This window comes from Mesonia mobilis DSM 19841, from assembly GCF_000423405.1.
GTDB lineage: Bacteria > Bacteroidota > Bacteroidia > Flavobacteriales > Flavobacteriaceae > Mesonia > Mesonia mobilis.
In genome coordinates this window covers 23,025-37,132 of the sequence record NZ_AUHX01000008.1, presented here as the reverse complement: position 1 = coordinate 37,132, position 14,108 = coordinate 23,025, and the positions used below count along the sequence as shown (strand labels likewise).

Here is a 14,108-nt window from a genome sequence, read left to right as displayed (position 1 = left end):
TTAGTTGTTAATGAAATTTTTAACCAAGCTATACGATTCGTTTAGCGCGGTTTGCAAATCGTTATTTACAATAATAAAGTCGAATTGCGGCGCTGTTGCCATCTCGATAGAGGCTTTTGCTACGCGCATATTAATACGATCTTCGGTTTCGGTTTTGCGCTTTTTAAGTCTAATTTTTAACTCTTCGATACTTGGCGGCTCTACAAATACAGCCAAAGTGCGCTCTGGGTAAATATGTTTAATATCTAAACCGCCTACCACATCGATATCAAAAACGACGTGTTTGCCTTGTTCCCAAATACGTTCGACTTCTTTTTTTAACGTACCGTAAAAATTATCGCGATAAACCTCTTCCCACTCTAAAAAATCGTCGTTTTTGATATGGGTTTTAAATTCATCTAACGACATAAAATAGTAATCTTTACCGTTTTCTTCATTTTCTCTCGGAGCTCTAGAAGTAGCCGAGATCGAAAAATCCAGGTTAAGATCTTCTTGCTTTAGTAGGTGTTGAACGATAGTCGTTTTACCTGAACCCGAAGGCGCGGAAAAGACAATAAGTTTACCTTCTATCATTTAAAGTACGTTTAAAAGTTGTTCTTTTATTTTTTCTAACTCGTCTTTCATCTGCACTACGAGTTTTTGCATGGGTGCAAAATTAGATTTACTACCAATGGTATTTATTTCTCGACCAATTTCTTGACCAATAAACCCAAGTTTTTTACCGTTAGAATCGCTAGAATTTAGCGTTTCTGTAAAATAGCTTAAATGGTTTTCTAATCGAGTTTTTTCTTCGGTGATGTCGTATTTTTCAATGTAATACACAAGCTCTTGTTCAAAGCGGTTCTCATCAACATTTTCTTTTAGCTCTTCGATCCCTTTTTGTAAACGCTCTTTTACCGCATCGATTCGTTGCGGATCTATTTCGATCACTTCTTGTAATAGTTGCTGAAGTGTTTCTATTCTTAAAACAAAATCTTTTTCTAAAGCTTTTCCTTCTGCATCTCTAAAATCGTTGATCTCTGTTAAGGCTTCTTCTAAACCTTGATCGATGGCATTAAATTCAGATTCGTCAATTTCTTCTCGTTCTGTTTTTAAGGTATCGGGTAAACGCATCGCAATTTCTAATAAAGAAGCTTCGTCTGCTCTTCCTGTAGACGGAATTTCTTTTAATTGCTGAATGTATTTTTTTACGACTGCTGCATTAACGGAAGCGGTGGTGGCCTCGCCGGTAATTTCAACATATAACGAGAAATCTACTTTGCCACGAGATAGTGATTTAGCAATTTTGCCTCGTAGATCTAATTCTCTTTCTCGGTATTGAGAAGGCATACGAGCGTTAAGGTCTAAATTTTTACTGTTTAAAGACTTAAGTTCGATAGTGATTTTTTTGCCGGGAAGCGCTACAATGCTTTTCCCAAAACCCGTCATAGATTGAATCATGCGTTTATTTTAAAAGTTGCGCAAAGGTAATAAAAACAATAATGTATACCTTGATTTACGGGCATTTGATTTTTTTTGCAATAGGGATAGCAGTGGTATCCTTTTTTAGTGAAGTTCTGGTTTTTTGATTTTATGAATTAGTTGAATCACTAAAAAAGATACAAACGAATAGCCCGGCCCGATAGGGATTGCCCAAGTCTTATAAATTTTATTTAAAAACTATGCTTGCATAACAGATTTTAGTAGTTTTGCTCAAAATTATAGAATATGTACCATAAAGAATTTGAAATTAGATGGAGTGATATTGATGCGAATCGTCATTTGGCGAACTCTGCTTATATGAATTTTATGAGCCACACGCGTATGGCTTTTCTAATGGAAAATGGTTTTGGACAAAAGCAGCTGGCCGAGTTAAATATTGGTCCGGTGGTTTTTTACGAGCATATCTATTATTTTAAAGAAGTTTTTGCAGGAAAACCGGTAACCGTGACGCTTCAGTTAAAAGGATTATCAGAAGACGGTATGTTTTTTGAATTTCTACACAACATTTACAACCATAAAGGGGAGCATTGCGCAAGTTGTGAAATGTTAGGTTCTTGGATAGATTTAAAAGAACGTAGCTTAACGATTTTGCCTGATTATTTAATTGAAAATTTAGAGCATCTCGATAAAACCGAAGACTTTAAAGTGCTAACTAAAGAAGATACGCGACGCTTTGGTAAAAAGCCTCAAGCTATTGATCTTTCTGAACTTTCGTAGTCGGGTTTTTAGATACCATATAAACGCCAACAAACACCAAAATTGCAGCTACCACTTTAATGGTGTTTAACGTATCTACTCCCGTAGTGATCGAATAGAAAATCGCAATAAGCGGCTGTAAATAAATAAAAGCACTTAAGGTTGAAGCCGATAAATATTTGAGAGCGTATAAATTGAGTAAGTAAGTAAAAAAAGTGGTGCCAATCACTACAAAACTCATTTTCCAAACTGCATCAAAAGATAAACTTTCCCATTCTACCGCTTGAAATTCTGAAAAAGTAATAGGTAGATTAATGATCACAGCGATGCTGAAGATCCATTTCATTAGCGTGATCGTATCGTATTTTTTGGCTAAGGGTTTTACAATGATTAGGTAAACTCCAAATGAAAGTGCATTGACAATAAAAAATAAATTTCCCAATGGAATATTCGACGCTGTTTGATTACTGCTTTTACTAAAAAATACCAGAAATAAAGCTCCCGCCAAACCGATAATAATTCCCGTGATTTTTAGTAAAGTTATTCTTTCTTTGAGTAAAAATGCCGAAAGAATAATGACCATTACCGGAGATAAAGTGGTAATTACCGAACTGTTAATGGGTGTTGACATATTTAAGCCTTTAAAGAAAAAGAGCATATTGATCACCATCCCGAATAGCGCACACGCAACAAGTCGTGGCCAGTCTTTTCGTTCGATTTTTTCCCAAGGTGTAAAAAAACTTACTAGCCAAAACAAAACAGCTGCTCCGGTAACGCGAAGCAAAATAAAACCAAAAGGTTCGATATAAGTTGGCATTACGCCTTTGGCAACCGTATGGTTAATTCCGTAAATAGTACTGGCGCCGATAGCGGCTAAAATGGCTAGAATACGTTTATCCATGAAGTTGCTGCTTCACAGCTTCAACAGTTTTTTTGCTGTTGCCAATAAAAATTTTTCCGTCTAACATAAAAACCGGTCATTTTAAAAAGGTGTAATGTTCTAAAATTAAATTTTTAAAATCTTCTTCTTTTAAGTCTTTATTTTTTAAGTCGCGTTTGCGATAGAGTTGCGCTCGTTTACTAAATAAACTTTCATAACTTCCCGATAGCGATTGCATTTCTTCTAGTTGAGTAGAAGTGATGGGCTCGGTTTTGATGTCTTGTTGTTCTACATCATCGGGGAGGTTTACTTCTTTTAAAATTCGTTTGCAAGTGTCGCAAGTCGATAGGTGATAAACTTTTTTCAAGGTGTAGGTTTTAATAGTTTAAAAATTGCTCAACTTCAGTTTTATTAATTACTAATTCTAATTGTCCTTGAGCGTAACTCGCCGCTTCATAAGGGTTGTAAATTAAAATAACTTCATCGTTAGTGATCGCAATATTTTCTGGTAATTTATAGACGTCATCTTCAAAAAAGAATCCTTTAGAATTGATACTTTCTGAAGTGATCTCATATTGTACTCTAAATTTTTGTTCGGCAAACTCGGTAAAAGCAGTTTCATCTGAAAACAACTGAGCATTTGTTAATCGGTTTCCTGTTTTCGGGTTGAAGTTTAAAAAACGGGTAGCACCGTAACCGTGCGCGCCACCGGTAAATAAATAAAATTTAGTTTTGTAAGTAAGCAGGCTGTCGTTTTTCACTAATTCTTCTTGAGTAACTTCTGCTTCGTAGGTTGCGGGAGATTCCGGAAACTCATTTTTGAAATTAAAATATTCTTTGATAAACTTTTTAGCAGCTTCATCTAATGTTTCTGCAGAAGAAGAATCTGGAGTTGAATTGAATATTTCTATTAAATAAGCTTCATTTTGCTGATTGATTCTTTCTGAATGTTCGCCTTCAGCCACTAAATACTTCAGCTCTACTTTCGGGCAATCATTTTCTTGGCAAATTTCGAATTGATTTGCTTCAATAGTTCCCGTAGTTAATTGAAGCGTTTTTATTTCTGAAGTTTTTGAATCTTCAGAAGTTTCTATTTTTTTCTCGGTATCATTTTTACAGGCGGTGACCAGTAAAAGTAATAAAATACTGAAGCTGAAGAGTTTTTTCATAGTCAATTTAAATTAGTCATCAAAATTAAAGATAATGCCTTTTTGTTTAAACACAAACGGATTGGTACATTTGCTAAGACAAGACAAAAATAAAAATAGATTATGAAATTTAACACGAAAACAATACACGGCGGACAAGAAAATACCGATCCTGCATACGGTTCTGTGATGCCGCCTATATATCAAACGTCAACGTATTCTCAAAATACGCCTGGCGGTCATAAAGGTTTTGAATATTCTAGAAGTGGTAACCCAACGCGTACTGCTTTAGAAAATTCTTTAGCAAGTATTGAGAATGGTAAATATGGTTTAGCTTTTGGTTCTGGTTTAGCAGCAATCGATGCTGTTTTAAAATTATTGAAACCTGGTGACGAAGTTGTTTCTACCAACGATTTATACGGAGGTTCTTACCGTTTATTTACAAGTATTTTTAAAGATTTCGGAATTAAGTTCAACTTCATCGGAATGCAAAATGCAGCCGATATCGAACAGCATATTACTGAAAACACAAAATTAATTTGGGTTGAAACACCAACGAACCCAATGATGAATATTATTGATATTGAAGCTGCTGCTAAAATCGCTAAAAAGCATAATGTGCTTTTAGGAGTAGATAATACTTTTGCTACGCCATATTTACAGCAACCGCTAGATTTAGGAGCAGATTTAGTAATGCATAGCGCTACCAAATATTTAGGTGGTCATAGTGATGTTGTGATGGGAGCTTTAGTAGTAAAAGATAAAGAATTGGCTGATAAGTTATATTTTATTCAAAATGCGAGTGGAGCAGTAGTCGGTCCGCAAGATAGTTTCTTAGTGTTGCGAGGTATTAAAACGCTTCATTTAAGAGTTCAGCGTCATTGTGAAAACGGAAAAGCAGTTGCAGAATATTTAAGCAATCACCCGAAAGTAGATAAAGTATATTGGCCGGGATTAGAAAATCATCCTAACCATGATATTGCTAAAAAGCAAATGAAAGATTTTGGCGGAATGGTTTCTTTCACTACGAAAGGAAATGAATTGGAAGACGCTGTAAGTTTTGTTGAAAAGCTAAAAGTTTTCACCCTTGCTGAATCTTTAGGAGGAGTTGAATCTTTAGCAGGTCATCCGGCGAGTATGACGCACGCTTCTATCCCTAAAGAAGAACGAGAAAAAACCGGAGTGGTAGATTCTTTAATTCGTTTAAGTGTTGGGATTGAAGATGAAGAAGATCTAATTAACGATCTTAAACAAGCTTTAGGCTAGTTAACTATCTTTTAACCATAAAAAAAACCTCGCATTTTAAATGCGAGGTTTTTTTATGGTTGCTAAGTTTTTGCTTAATCAGCAAGAACGATAGCTTTATTATTTTTCATCTCTAGAACGCCTCCTTTAATAGGGAAATGCCATTTCCCGTCTTGAGCTTTAGTAACTTCAGCTTTTAAATTCTTAGGGATCTCGAAGTTTCCATCTACTTTCACAAAGCCTTTTTCTAATACAGAAACGATTGGCGCGTGATTGTTAAGCATCTGAAATTCTCCTTCAACACCAGGAACTGTAACTGAATTTACTTCAGCACTTAAAAGAACTTTTTCTGGAGATACAATTTCTAAATACATAGTTTTAAGTTAAGAATCGATAATCTAAATTATCAATTTGATTAAGCTTCAGCTAACATTTTCTCACCAGCTTCGATGGCTTCATCGATGGTTCCTTTAAGGTTAAAAGCAGCTTCCGGAATGTGATCTAACTCACCATCCATAATCATATTAAAGCCTTTAATAGTTTCTTTAATATCTACTAACACTCCTTTTAAACCTGTAAACTGTTCTGCTACGTGGAAAGGCTGAGATAAGAAACGTTGTACACGTCTAGCACGAGATACTGCTAATTTATCTTCTTCAGAAAGCTCTTCCATACCAAGAATTGCAATAATATCTTGTAATTCTTTATAACGTTGTAAAAGCTCTTTTACGCGTTGTGCACAGTTATAATGATCGTCACCTAAAATATCTGCTGTTAAAATTCTTGAAGTAGAATCTAACGGATCTACCGCCGGATAAATACCAAGCTCAGCAATTTTACGAGAAAGTACTGTGGTTGCATCTAAGTGAGCAAAGGTTGTTGCCGGTGCCGGATCGGTTAAATCATCTGCAGGTACGTAAACCGCTTGTACAGAAGTAATCGAACCTTTTTTAGTTGAAGTAATACGTTCTTGCATCGCACCCATTTCTGTTGCTAAGGTTGGTTGGTAACCTACGGCAGAAGGCATACGACCTAAAAGTGCAGATACCTCAGATCCTGCTTGTGTAAAACGGAAAATGTTATCTACGAAGAAAAGAACGTCTTTACCTTGACCGTCTCCTGCACCATCACGGAAATATTCTGCAATAGTTAATCCAGATAAGGCTACACGAGCACGTGCTCCCGGTGGTTCGTTCATTTGTCCGAATACGAAAGTTGCTTTAGAATCTTTCATCGCAGACTTGTCTACTTTTTTAAGATCCCATCCGCCATCTTCCATAGAGTGCATAAAGTCATCTCCGTATTTAATAATACCTGACTCTAACATCTCTCTCAAAAGGTCGTTACCCTCACGAGTACGTTCTCCAACTCCTGCGAAAACAGAAAGTCCTCCGTGACCTTTTGCAATATTATTAATAAGTTCCTGAATAAGTACTGTTTTACCTACACCGGCACCACCAAAAAGACCGATTTTACCACCTTTTGCGTAAGGCTCAATAAGGTCGATTACTTTGATACCTGTAAAAAGTACTTCAGTAGAAACTGATAAGTCTTCAAATTTTGGTGCTTCTCTGTGAATAGGAAGCCCACTATCTCCAGATTTGGCTAAATCGCCAAGCCCGTCGATCGCATCTCCAGTTACATTAAATAAACGTCCGTAAACATCATCTCCAATAGGCATTTGTATTGGTGCTCCGGTCGCTATTACTTCTGTTCCTCGGCTTAATCCATCTGCGGAATCCATCGCAATTGTTCTAACGGTATTCTCTCCAATATGAGATTGAACCTCGAGAACAAGCTTTGATCCATCTTTTCTGTTAATTTCTAATGAATCGTAAATCTTTGGTAATTCAGCATTCTCTGTGTTAAACTCAACGTCAACAACAGGGCCAATAATTTGTGCAACTTTACCTGTAACTTTAGACATTATCTAATTGTTTAATTTATAGTTTGTAATGTTGAAAAAAAGGCTTGCTTTTTTCGGCTGCAAAGATAGGTTATTTTTATTAAATAATTTCCTCTTAATTTTGAAAAATATTATTTGCCTAAAAATACTACTCAACAGTTACCGATTTAGCAAGGTTTCTTGGTTGATCAACATTTTTTCCTAGCATTAATGCGATGTGATAAGAAAGCAATTGTAATGGGATTGTTGTAAGTAAAGGCGTAAATGCTTCTACTGTTTCTGGCACTTCAATCACGTAATCTGCTAATTCTCTAACTTCTTGATCGCCTTCAGTAACAATTCCTATAATCTTACCGTTTCTTGATTTAATTTCCTGAATATTGCTAATTACCTTTTCATAATGCCCTTTTCTTGTAGCAATAACCACAACCGGCATCATTTCATCAATTAAAGCGATCGGACCGTGTTTCATTTCGGCAGCAGGATAACCTTCTGCGTGGATATAAGAAATCTCTTTCAACTTTAAAGCTCCTTCTAAAGCGACCGGGAAGTTAAAACCTCTACCTAAATACAAGAAGTTCGATGCGTCTTTATATTCTGAAGCAACTCCGGTAATATGCTCGTTAGATTTTAAAGCTTCTTCAATTTTAGATGGAATTAAATCTAATTCTCTTAAATATAAATGGAAGTCTGAATTGCTGATGCTTCCTTTTTCTTTGGCTAATTTTAAAGCAATTAAGCTTAAAACGGTAATTTGTGTGGTAAATGCTTTTGTTGAAGCTACTCCTATTTCTGGTCCTGCGTGCGTATAAGCTCCTGCGTGCGTTTCTCTAGAAATTGAAGAACCTACTACATTACAAACTCCAAATACAAAAGCGCCTTTTTCTTTGGCTAGCTTGATCGCTGCCATCGTATCTGCCGTTTCTCCAGATTGTGAAATAGCGATAACAATATCGTCTTGATTGATCACCGGATTTCTATACCTAAATTCTGATGCGTATTCTACTTCAACAGGAATTCTGGCAAAATCTTCAAAGATATATTCGGCAACTAATCCGGCGTGCCAAGAAGTACCACAGGCAACAATAATGATACGTTTTGCGTTTAAGAATTTAGTAAGGTTATCATCTACTCCGGCCATTCTAATTAGGCCTTGATCTACCAACATTCTGCCTCTATACGTATCTACGATCGCGCTTGGTTGTTCGTAAATCTCTTTCAGCATAAAATGATCGTAACCATTTTTCTCGATCTGCTCTAAATTGATCTGAAGTTTTTGAATGTATGGATCCACCAAAGAATCGTTAGCAATTTTTCTAATCTTAATGCCTTTTCCTCTTCTTACTACAGCCATTTCGCCATCTTCTAAATAAATAGCAGAACTGGTATATTCAATAAACGGCGAAGCATCTGAAGCAATAAAAAACTCATCTTCTCCTACACCAATCGCTAGTGGGCTTCCTAATCTTGCCACTACGATTTCGTCTGGTTTCTTTTTATCAAACACTGCAATAGCATAAGCGCCTACCGTTTGGTTTAATGCAATCTGAACCGCTTTTCCTAATTTAACGCCTTCTTTTAATTGAACATCTTCAATAAGATTAACTAAAACCTCAGTATCGGTATCTGAATGAAACTGATAACCTCTTTTGATTAATTCTTTTTTTATGGTATCGTAATTTTCGATAATACCATTATGTATGATCACTAAATCACCGGAATTAGAATAATGCGGGTGAGAATTGACATCGTTTGGAACTCCGTGAGTTGCCCAACGCGTATGGCCAATCCCTACAGAACCATCGGTAGAAATTTCATCTTCAAGTTTCTCTTTTAAATCGGCAACTTTACCTTTGGTTTTACTAAGCTTTAATTGCTCTCCGTCATAAAGTGCAATTCCTGCACTATCGTAACCTCTATATTCTAGTCTTTGTAGACCTTTTAATATAATTGGGTAAGCTTTTCTATGACCGATATATCCTACAATTCCGCACATAATTGGCTAGTTTTATTCTGGTTGAGTGTAAAAAATGTTTAGTTTAAGTCGCTTAGAAGATTCATTTGCAGGCGGATTAGTACCGTGCAAAATAGTACCTTCTGGAGTAATTACTTGCATTTGAGGTATATTCTCTAATTGCTCTGGTGCATTAGCACCAAATCTACCACTTGTGACCTGAGTGTTATTAACGTTCGTCGAAACTGAGAGACCTAACCTCGTATTGGTAGAGTCATTATTAATGATATTATTCACCAATCCTGTTACTCTGATTTTATAAAATCTATCTCCGTTATCATCTGTTTGTAGTGGACCTAAATGAATTTCTCTCGATCGGAAAGGAAAATTATCGATAGCACTAATGTCTGAAGTATAATCGGAAAGAACTTGATTATTGTTAATATCATAGATAAATAAACGATCTGGTTGATTTTCGTTATCTTCAACCTGATCACCTACGTAAAAAGTAAGATTTGCTTCATTAACTAACCAATTTAAGTCTCGAATAGAATCTAATTGGTTTTGGTCGGTAAAAAGATCAATTACCGCCATTGATCCGGCTCCACCTTTTAAATATAAATTGTTTTGATCTGGTATTTGCTCGTATTCACTATCGAAAACATTAAAGTTTTCAGAAAAATTTAAAACAAATTCTTCACGATCTACCACGGTAACTTCAGTTTCATTTCCATTTTCGTTTACTTCAGTCGTTTCGTAAGTATCTGTATAATAAATAGTAATATTACCTTGGCTGAAATTTAGTAAAGACATATTTCCTGCGTCATTTATACTTTCAGATTTAAAATATAAGCCTCTAAAATAGTTTTGGAAATTCGCATTACTAATTAATTCTGAAGAACCTTCTTGATCGAAAATCAGCTGCTGAAAATCTTCAACATCTAAATGAAAACGAAATCTTGGTGCAGACCTATTTAAATCGAAAACATCTTCATCATCAGTGCTTGCTGTTTCGTTGTATTCTAAAGTTTTAATTTCTTCAGCAGAAGGTGTGAAATTAGAAACTTCTAAAAGAGGCTCAGCATCATAGTTTTGTTCGAAAGTACTAAATTGATCGGTATAATACTCCTGCGCTTCATAATCATTATCTGGATCTAAACTTCTGATGTAATAATTATTTCGATGAATAGAAAGGTTTATTGGTTCGTTCCCGTAAACACTATCTAATTCATAAATCGTGGTTTCTCCGTCAATATCGATTGCGGTGCTGAAATAAGGTATAGAAATCACAACACTGTCGATCTCAGGATCTGTACCAAAATCAGGTCCTGTTGTACCTAAACTCAACTGGCTAACCACATTAGCGGTTAACATTCCGTAATTCGGATCGTTATAAACGCCTAGTAATAAGTTGTTGAAATTGTTGGTTTGAGCACCGGTGATCTTTACGCTATAAGCATCTAAACTGGAACTGTCGTAAAGTAAAGCGTTAAAGTTATTATTGTTTACTAAATCAGATCCTACTTCACTAAAATCATCTTCACAGGCAGCAAAAAAAGAAACGGCAATTATTAAAATTGCCAGATAATTATATTTTTTTGCAACTTTCCATTCTTTTCTCATATAAACTAATCTTCTTTTTTTTCTTTTAAAACTTCGTATGTATAAAAGTCTTGATAAGCTTGCCCAAATTCTTCTTTCGATTTAAATTCTAATTTAGGCTTTTCTACGCTTTCTAGATATGTTTTTAATTCTTCAGGAATTTCTGCGCTTCCTTGTATAACTGCATCAGAATTATCGATCGCAGTTTTCATGATGTTTACATAATCTGGTGTTTCTAAATGCGCCACCGTATCATCTTCTAAACCATCGAACAATACTTTTTTCTGCATTTCTTCATCTAAATTACCATCAAAACCTTTACCGTAAACAGAAGTAACGATTTTTGAGGTTTTAAATAAAGGCTCGTTACCATAATAATTTCTTAAGTATAACGGTAACAATGATGCTAACCAACCATGTACGTGAATAATATCTGGAGCCCAGTTTAACTTCTTAACAGTTTCAATCACGCCTTTAGCAAAGAAGATCGCACGTTCATCATTATCTTCAAAAAGATTGCCATCTTCATCGGTAAACGTAGCTTTTCTTTTAAAGTAATCTTCATTATCTATAAAATAAACCTGCATACGCTCTTTTGGGATAGAAGCAACCTTAATAATTAACGGCATATCTAAATCATTAATTACCAAATTCATTCCAGAAAGGCGAATTACTTCGTGCAATTGATGGCGTCTCTCGTTAATATTACCAAACCTTGGCATAAAGATACGTATTTGGCCGCCTTGATTGTTTACCATCCGAGGTGCCTCAAAAGACATTGACGAAATTTCTGTTTCTGGTAAATAGGGGATTACTTCTGACGATACGTACAAAATGCGCTTATCTTTCATAAATAGTTGTACTCTTAGTATTAATATTAACGATAAAAAACAGGCAAAATTACAAAATTTTATGCAGTTTGCCACTATTGTATTAATTTTGCGCCGATTAAAATTAAGCGTTTTGCAAGTATATCAAGATAAGCAGGCTATTCTAGACACTGTTCAAAAAATTAAAAAAAACTCTCAAACGGTAGGCTTAGTGCCCACTATGGGAGCTTTGCATGAAGGACATTTGTCTTTAATTAGGAAAGCTGAAGAGCATTGCGACCGAGTAGTGATTAGCATTTTTGTGAACCCAACTCAGTTCAATAACGCTTCAGATTTGGAGAAATACCCAAGAACTTTAGAAGAAGATATTCAACTTTTAGAGCAAAACTTTAACGATTTAATCATATTTACACCTACCGAAAAAGAAATTTACGGAGAAAATATTGAGTCTGAAAAATTTGAATTTGGTCCGCTGGCAAAACAAATGGAAGGCAAATACAGAGATGGTCATTTTGATGGAGTAGGTACTATTTTAAAACGCTTATTTGATGTCGTACAACCCGACAAAGCTTTTTTTGGCGAAAAAGATTACCAACAACTACTCATTGTAAAAAAGTTGGTTGAATTAACTCAGCAAGAAGTTGAAATTATTGGCTGCCCAATTAGTCGCGAAGAAAATGGTTTGGCCAGAAGTTCTAGAAACAAAAGGCTCAACGCTGAAGAAATAGACAAAGCTTCATTTATCTATAAAACACTACAAGAAGCAAAAGGTCAATTTGGCACAGATAATGCTTTACTATTAAAAGAGAAAATAGAAAATAGCTTTAAAGAAAATCAAGACTTTTTAGAGCTTGAATATTTTGAGATTTCTGAAGCCAACACCCTCGAGCCGATTTCAGAATTTAATAAAAATACAAAATACCGAGCTTTCGTTGCAGCTTTTGCAAATGATGTAAGGTTAATTGATAATATCGCACTAAACTAAAAACTTTAAAAAGTTCTAATAAAAAGAAAAATGCAAGTACACGTTGTAAAGTCTAAAATTCATCGCGTAAAAGTTACCGGAGCCGATTTAAATTATATTGGAAGTATCACGATCGATGAAGATTTAATGGATGCTGCTAATATTATTGAAGGCGAAAAAGTTCAGATCGTAAATAATAATAACGGAGAACGTTTAGAAACTTACGCCATTCCCGGGCCAAGAAATAGCGGAGAAATTACCTTGAATGGTGCTGCCGCAAGAAAAGTAGCTAAAGGAGATGTACTTATTTTAATTACTTACGCTATGATGCCTATTGAAGAGGCAAAACAATTTAAACCGGCAATTTTATTTCCGAATGAAGAAAATAACTTATTGAATTAATTGAATAAGAAAAACCGCATAAAACTTTTAAAAACGATACTCCCATTACTTTTGGGAGTATTTTTTGTGTATTACTCGATCACAAGTGCCACACCAGAAGAACGAGCAACGCTTTGGCAAAACATTACTAAAGCCAACCCATTATATTTATTACTCTCCATAAGTTTTGGTATACTTTCTCATCTTTCTCGCGCTTATCGATGGAAGTTTTTACTTCGTCCGTTGGGTTATCGAGTAAAATTTACGAATAGTTTTATGGCAATTATGGCTGGTTATTTGGCCAATTTAGGGATTCCACGTTCGGGTGAAGTTTTACGAGGCGCAAGCGTTTCTACGTATGAGAATATTCCGTTTCAAAAAGTTTTTGGGACAATTATCTCAGAACGTGTCGCAGATTTGATCATGCTTTTATTAGTTATAGGCGTTGCATTGTTGCTTCAGTTTGAAAGCCTTTTCTATTTTTTTGAAGAATACAACATTAATCCTATCTGGAGTATTTTCATTTTAATTTTGCTTGTATTAATTGGTTTTGGTGTACTCAAATTTATTCTGAGATCAACTTCAGCTAAACTCGATAAACTTCGAACATTTATAAAAGGGATTTTAGAAGGAATGGTGAGTATTTTTAAGATGAAAAAATTCTTTGCCTTTATCTTCCACACGTTCTTTATCTGGGTAATGTATATCGCCATGTTTTGGATTATTCAATATGCGGTGCCGGGAACTAAAAATCTAGATTTTTCAGTAATTTTAGTCGCATTTATTGTCGGCTCTTTCGCCATAACCGTTACCAATGGTGGTGTTGGGATTTTCCCGGTGGTCATTGGTGCCGTTCTACTTTTCTTTGAGGTTCCACAGCAAGATGGTGAAGCTTTTGGTTGGCTGGTTTGGGGTACGCAAACCGTACTTAACATTGTTTTAGGAGGTTTATCTTTATTGTTTTTGCCTATTCTTAACAAAACAAGTTGATTTTTTTCATAACTTGCTTGATAATCAACC

14 protein-coding genes and 1 pseudogene are annotated in these 14,108 nt (G+C 35.3%); 5 read left to right on the top strand and 10 right to left on the bottom strand.

The window, feature by feature from the left end:
- The gene (gmk, locus tag G551_RS0108255) at positions 1–573 is read right to left on the bottom strand and encodes a guanylate kinase (protein ID WP_027885129.1); all 573 of its coding nucleotides are present in this window, start codon (positions 571–573) and stop codon (positions 1–3) included.
- Entirely contained in the window at positions 574–1,440 is an 867-nt protein-coding gene (locus G551_RS0108250) for a YicC/YloC family endoribonuclease (RefSeq protein WP_027885128.1), read from the bottom strand.
- Between the two features lie 267 nt (positions 1,441–1,707).
- On the opposite strand from G551_RS0108250, the gene G551_RS0108245 reads away from it, so the two are divergent.
- A complete protein-coding gene (locus tag G551_RS0108245) occupies positions 1,708–2,199 on the top strand; it encodes an acyl-CoA thioesterase (protein WP_027885127.1) in 492 nt (163 codons plus the stop codon).
- Here the strand turns inward: G551_RS0108245 and G551_RS0108240 are convergent.
- The 3 genes and pseudogenes from G551_RS0108240 to G551_RS16220 all read right to left on the bottom strand — a co-directional run bounded on the left by G551_RS0108240 (position 2,174) and on the right by G551_RS16220 (position 4,227).
- Positions 2,174–3,079, bottom strand: a complete 906-nt coding sequence (locus G551_RS0108240; protein ID WP_027885126.1) for a DMT family transporter — start codon at positions 3,077–3,079, stop codon at positions 2,174–2,176. The genes G551_RS0108245 and G551_RS0108240 overlap by 26 nt on opposite strands.
- A pseudogene (locus G551_RS15585) lies at positions 3,072–3,425 on the bottom strand (arsenate reductase family protein). Before G551_RS15585 ends, G551_RS0108240 begins: the two are co-directional and overlap by 8 nt.
- Before the next feature lie 10 nt (positions 3,426–3,435).
- Positions 3,436–4,227 carry a DUF3298 and DUF4163 domain-containing protein gene (locus G551_RS16220; protein ID WP_027885125.1) on the bottom strand — a complete coding sequence of 264 codons (792 nt, stop codon included), beginning with the start codon at positions 4,225–4,227 and terminating at the stop codon, positions 3,436–3,438.
- A 102-nt stretch (positions 4,228–4,329) separates the two neighbouring features.
- Here G551_RS16220 and G551_RS0108225 point away from each other — a divergent pair, with 102 nt between their 5' ends.
- The gene (locus tag G551_RS0108225) at positions 4,330–5,472 is read left to right on the top strand and encodes a cystathionine gamma-synthase (RefSeq protein ID WP_027885124.1); all 1,143 of its coding nucleotides are present in this window, start codon (positions 4,330–4,332) and stop codon (positions 5,470–5,472) included.
- A 74-nt stretch (positions 5,473–5,546) separates the two neighbouring features.
- Here G551_RS0108225 and G551_RS0108220 read toward each other — a convergent pair whose 3' ends face one another.
- The 5 genes from G551_RS0108220 to G551_RS0108200 all read right to left on the bottom strand — a co-directional run bounded on the left by G551_RS0108220 (position 5,547) and on the right by G551_RS0108200 (position 11,764).
- Positions 5,547–5,825, bottom strand: a complete 279-nt coding sequence (locus G551_RS0108220; RefSeq protein WP_027885123.1) for a F0F1 ATP synthase subunit epsilon — start codon at positions 5,823–5,825, stop codon at positions 5,547–5,549.
- A 41-nt stretch (positions 5,826–5,866) separates the two neighbouring features.
- Positions 5,867–7,378, bottom strand: coding sequence for a F0F1 ATP synthase subunit beta (atpD, locus tag G551_RS0108215; RefSeq protein WP_027885122.1), 1,512 nt, complete (start codon positions 7,376–7,378; stop codon positions 5,867–5,869).
- A gap of 127 nt (positions 7,379–7,505) precedes the next feature.
- Positions 7,506–9,353 (bottom strand): glutamine--fructose-6-phosphate transaminase (isomerizing), encoded by a 1,848-nt coding sequence (gene glmS, locus G551_RS0108210; RefSeq protein WP_027885121.1) that lies wholly within the window; start codon positions 9,351–9,353, stop codon positions 7,506–7,508.
- A 12-nt stretch (positions 9,354–9,365) separates the two neighbouring features.
- The gene (locus G551_RS0108205; protein ID WP_051191334.1) at positions 9,366–10,934 is read right to left on the bottom strand and encodes a DUF4270 domain-containing protein; all 1,569 of its coding nucleotides are present in this window, start codon (positions 10,932–10,934) and stop codon (positions 9,366–9,368) included.
- Positions 10,935–10,939: 5 nt separating this feature from the next.
- Positions 10,940–11,764 (bottom strand): glycogen/starch synthase, encoded by an 825-nt coding sequence (locus G551_RS0108200; RefSeq protein WP_027885119.1) that lies wholly within the window; start codon positions 11,762–11,764, stop codon positions 10,940–10,942.
- Positions 11,765–11,825: 61 nt separating this feature from the next.
- On the opposite strand from G551_RS0108200, the gene panC reads away from it, so the two are divergent.
- The 3 genes from panC to G551_RS0108185 are packed head-to-tail and all read left to right on the top strand — an operon-like array spanning position 11,826 to position 14,078.
- The gene (panC, locus tag G551_RS0108195; protein WP_229797323.1) at positions 11,826–12,728 is read left to right on the top strand and encodes a pantoate--beta-alanine ligase; all 903 of its coding nucleotides are present in this window, start codon (positions 11,826–11,828) and stop codon (positions 12,726–12,728) included.
- A gap of 30 nt (positions 12,729–12,758) precedes the next feature.
- Positions 12,759–13,109, top strand: coding sequence for an aspartate 1-decarboxylase (gene panD, locus G551_RS0108190; RefSeq protein WP_027885117.1), 351 nt, complete (start codon positions 12,759–12,761; stop codon positions 13,107–13,109).
- A complete protein-coding gene (locus tag G551_RS0108185) occupies positions 13,110–14,078 on the top strand; it encodes a lysylphosphatidylglycerol synthase transmembrane domain-containing protein (RefSeq protein ID WP_027885116.1) in 969 nt (322 codons plus the stop codon). It abuts the gene before it with no gap.
- Positions 14,079–14,108 lie beyond the last annotated feature (30 nt).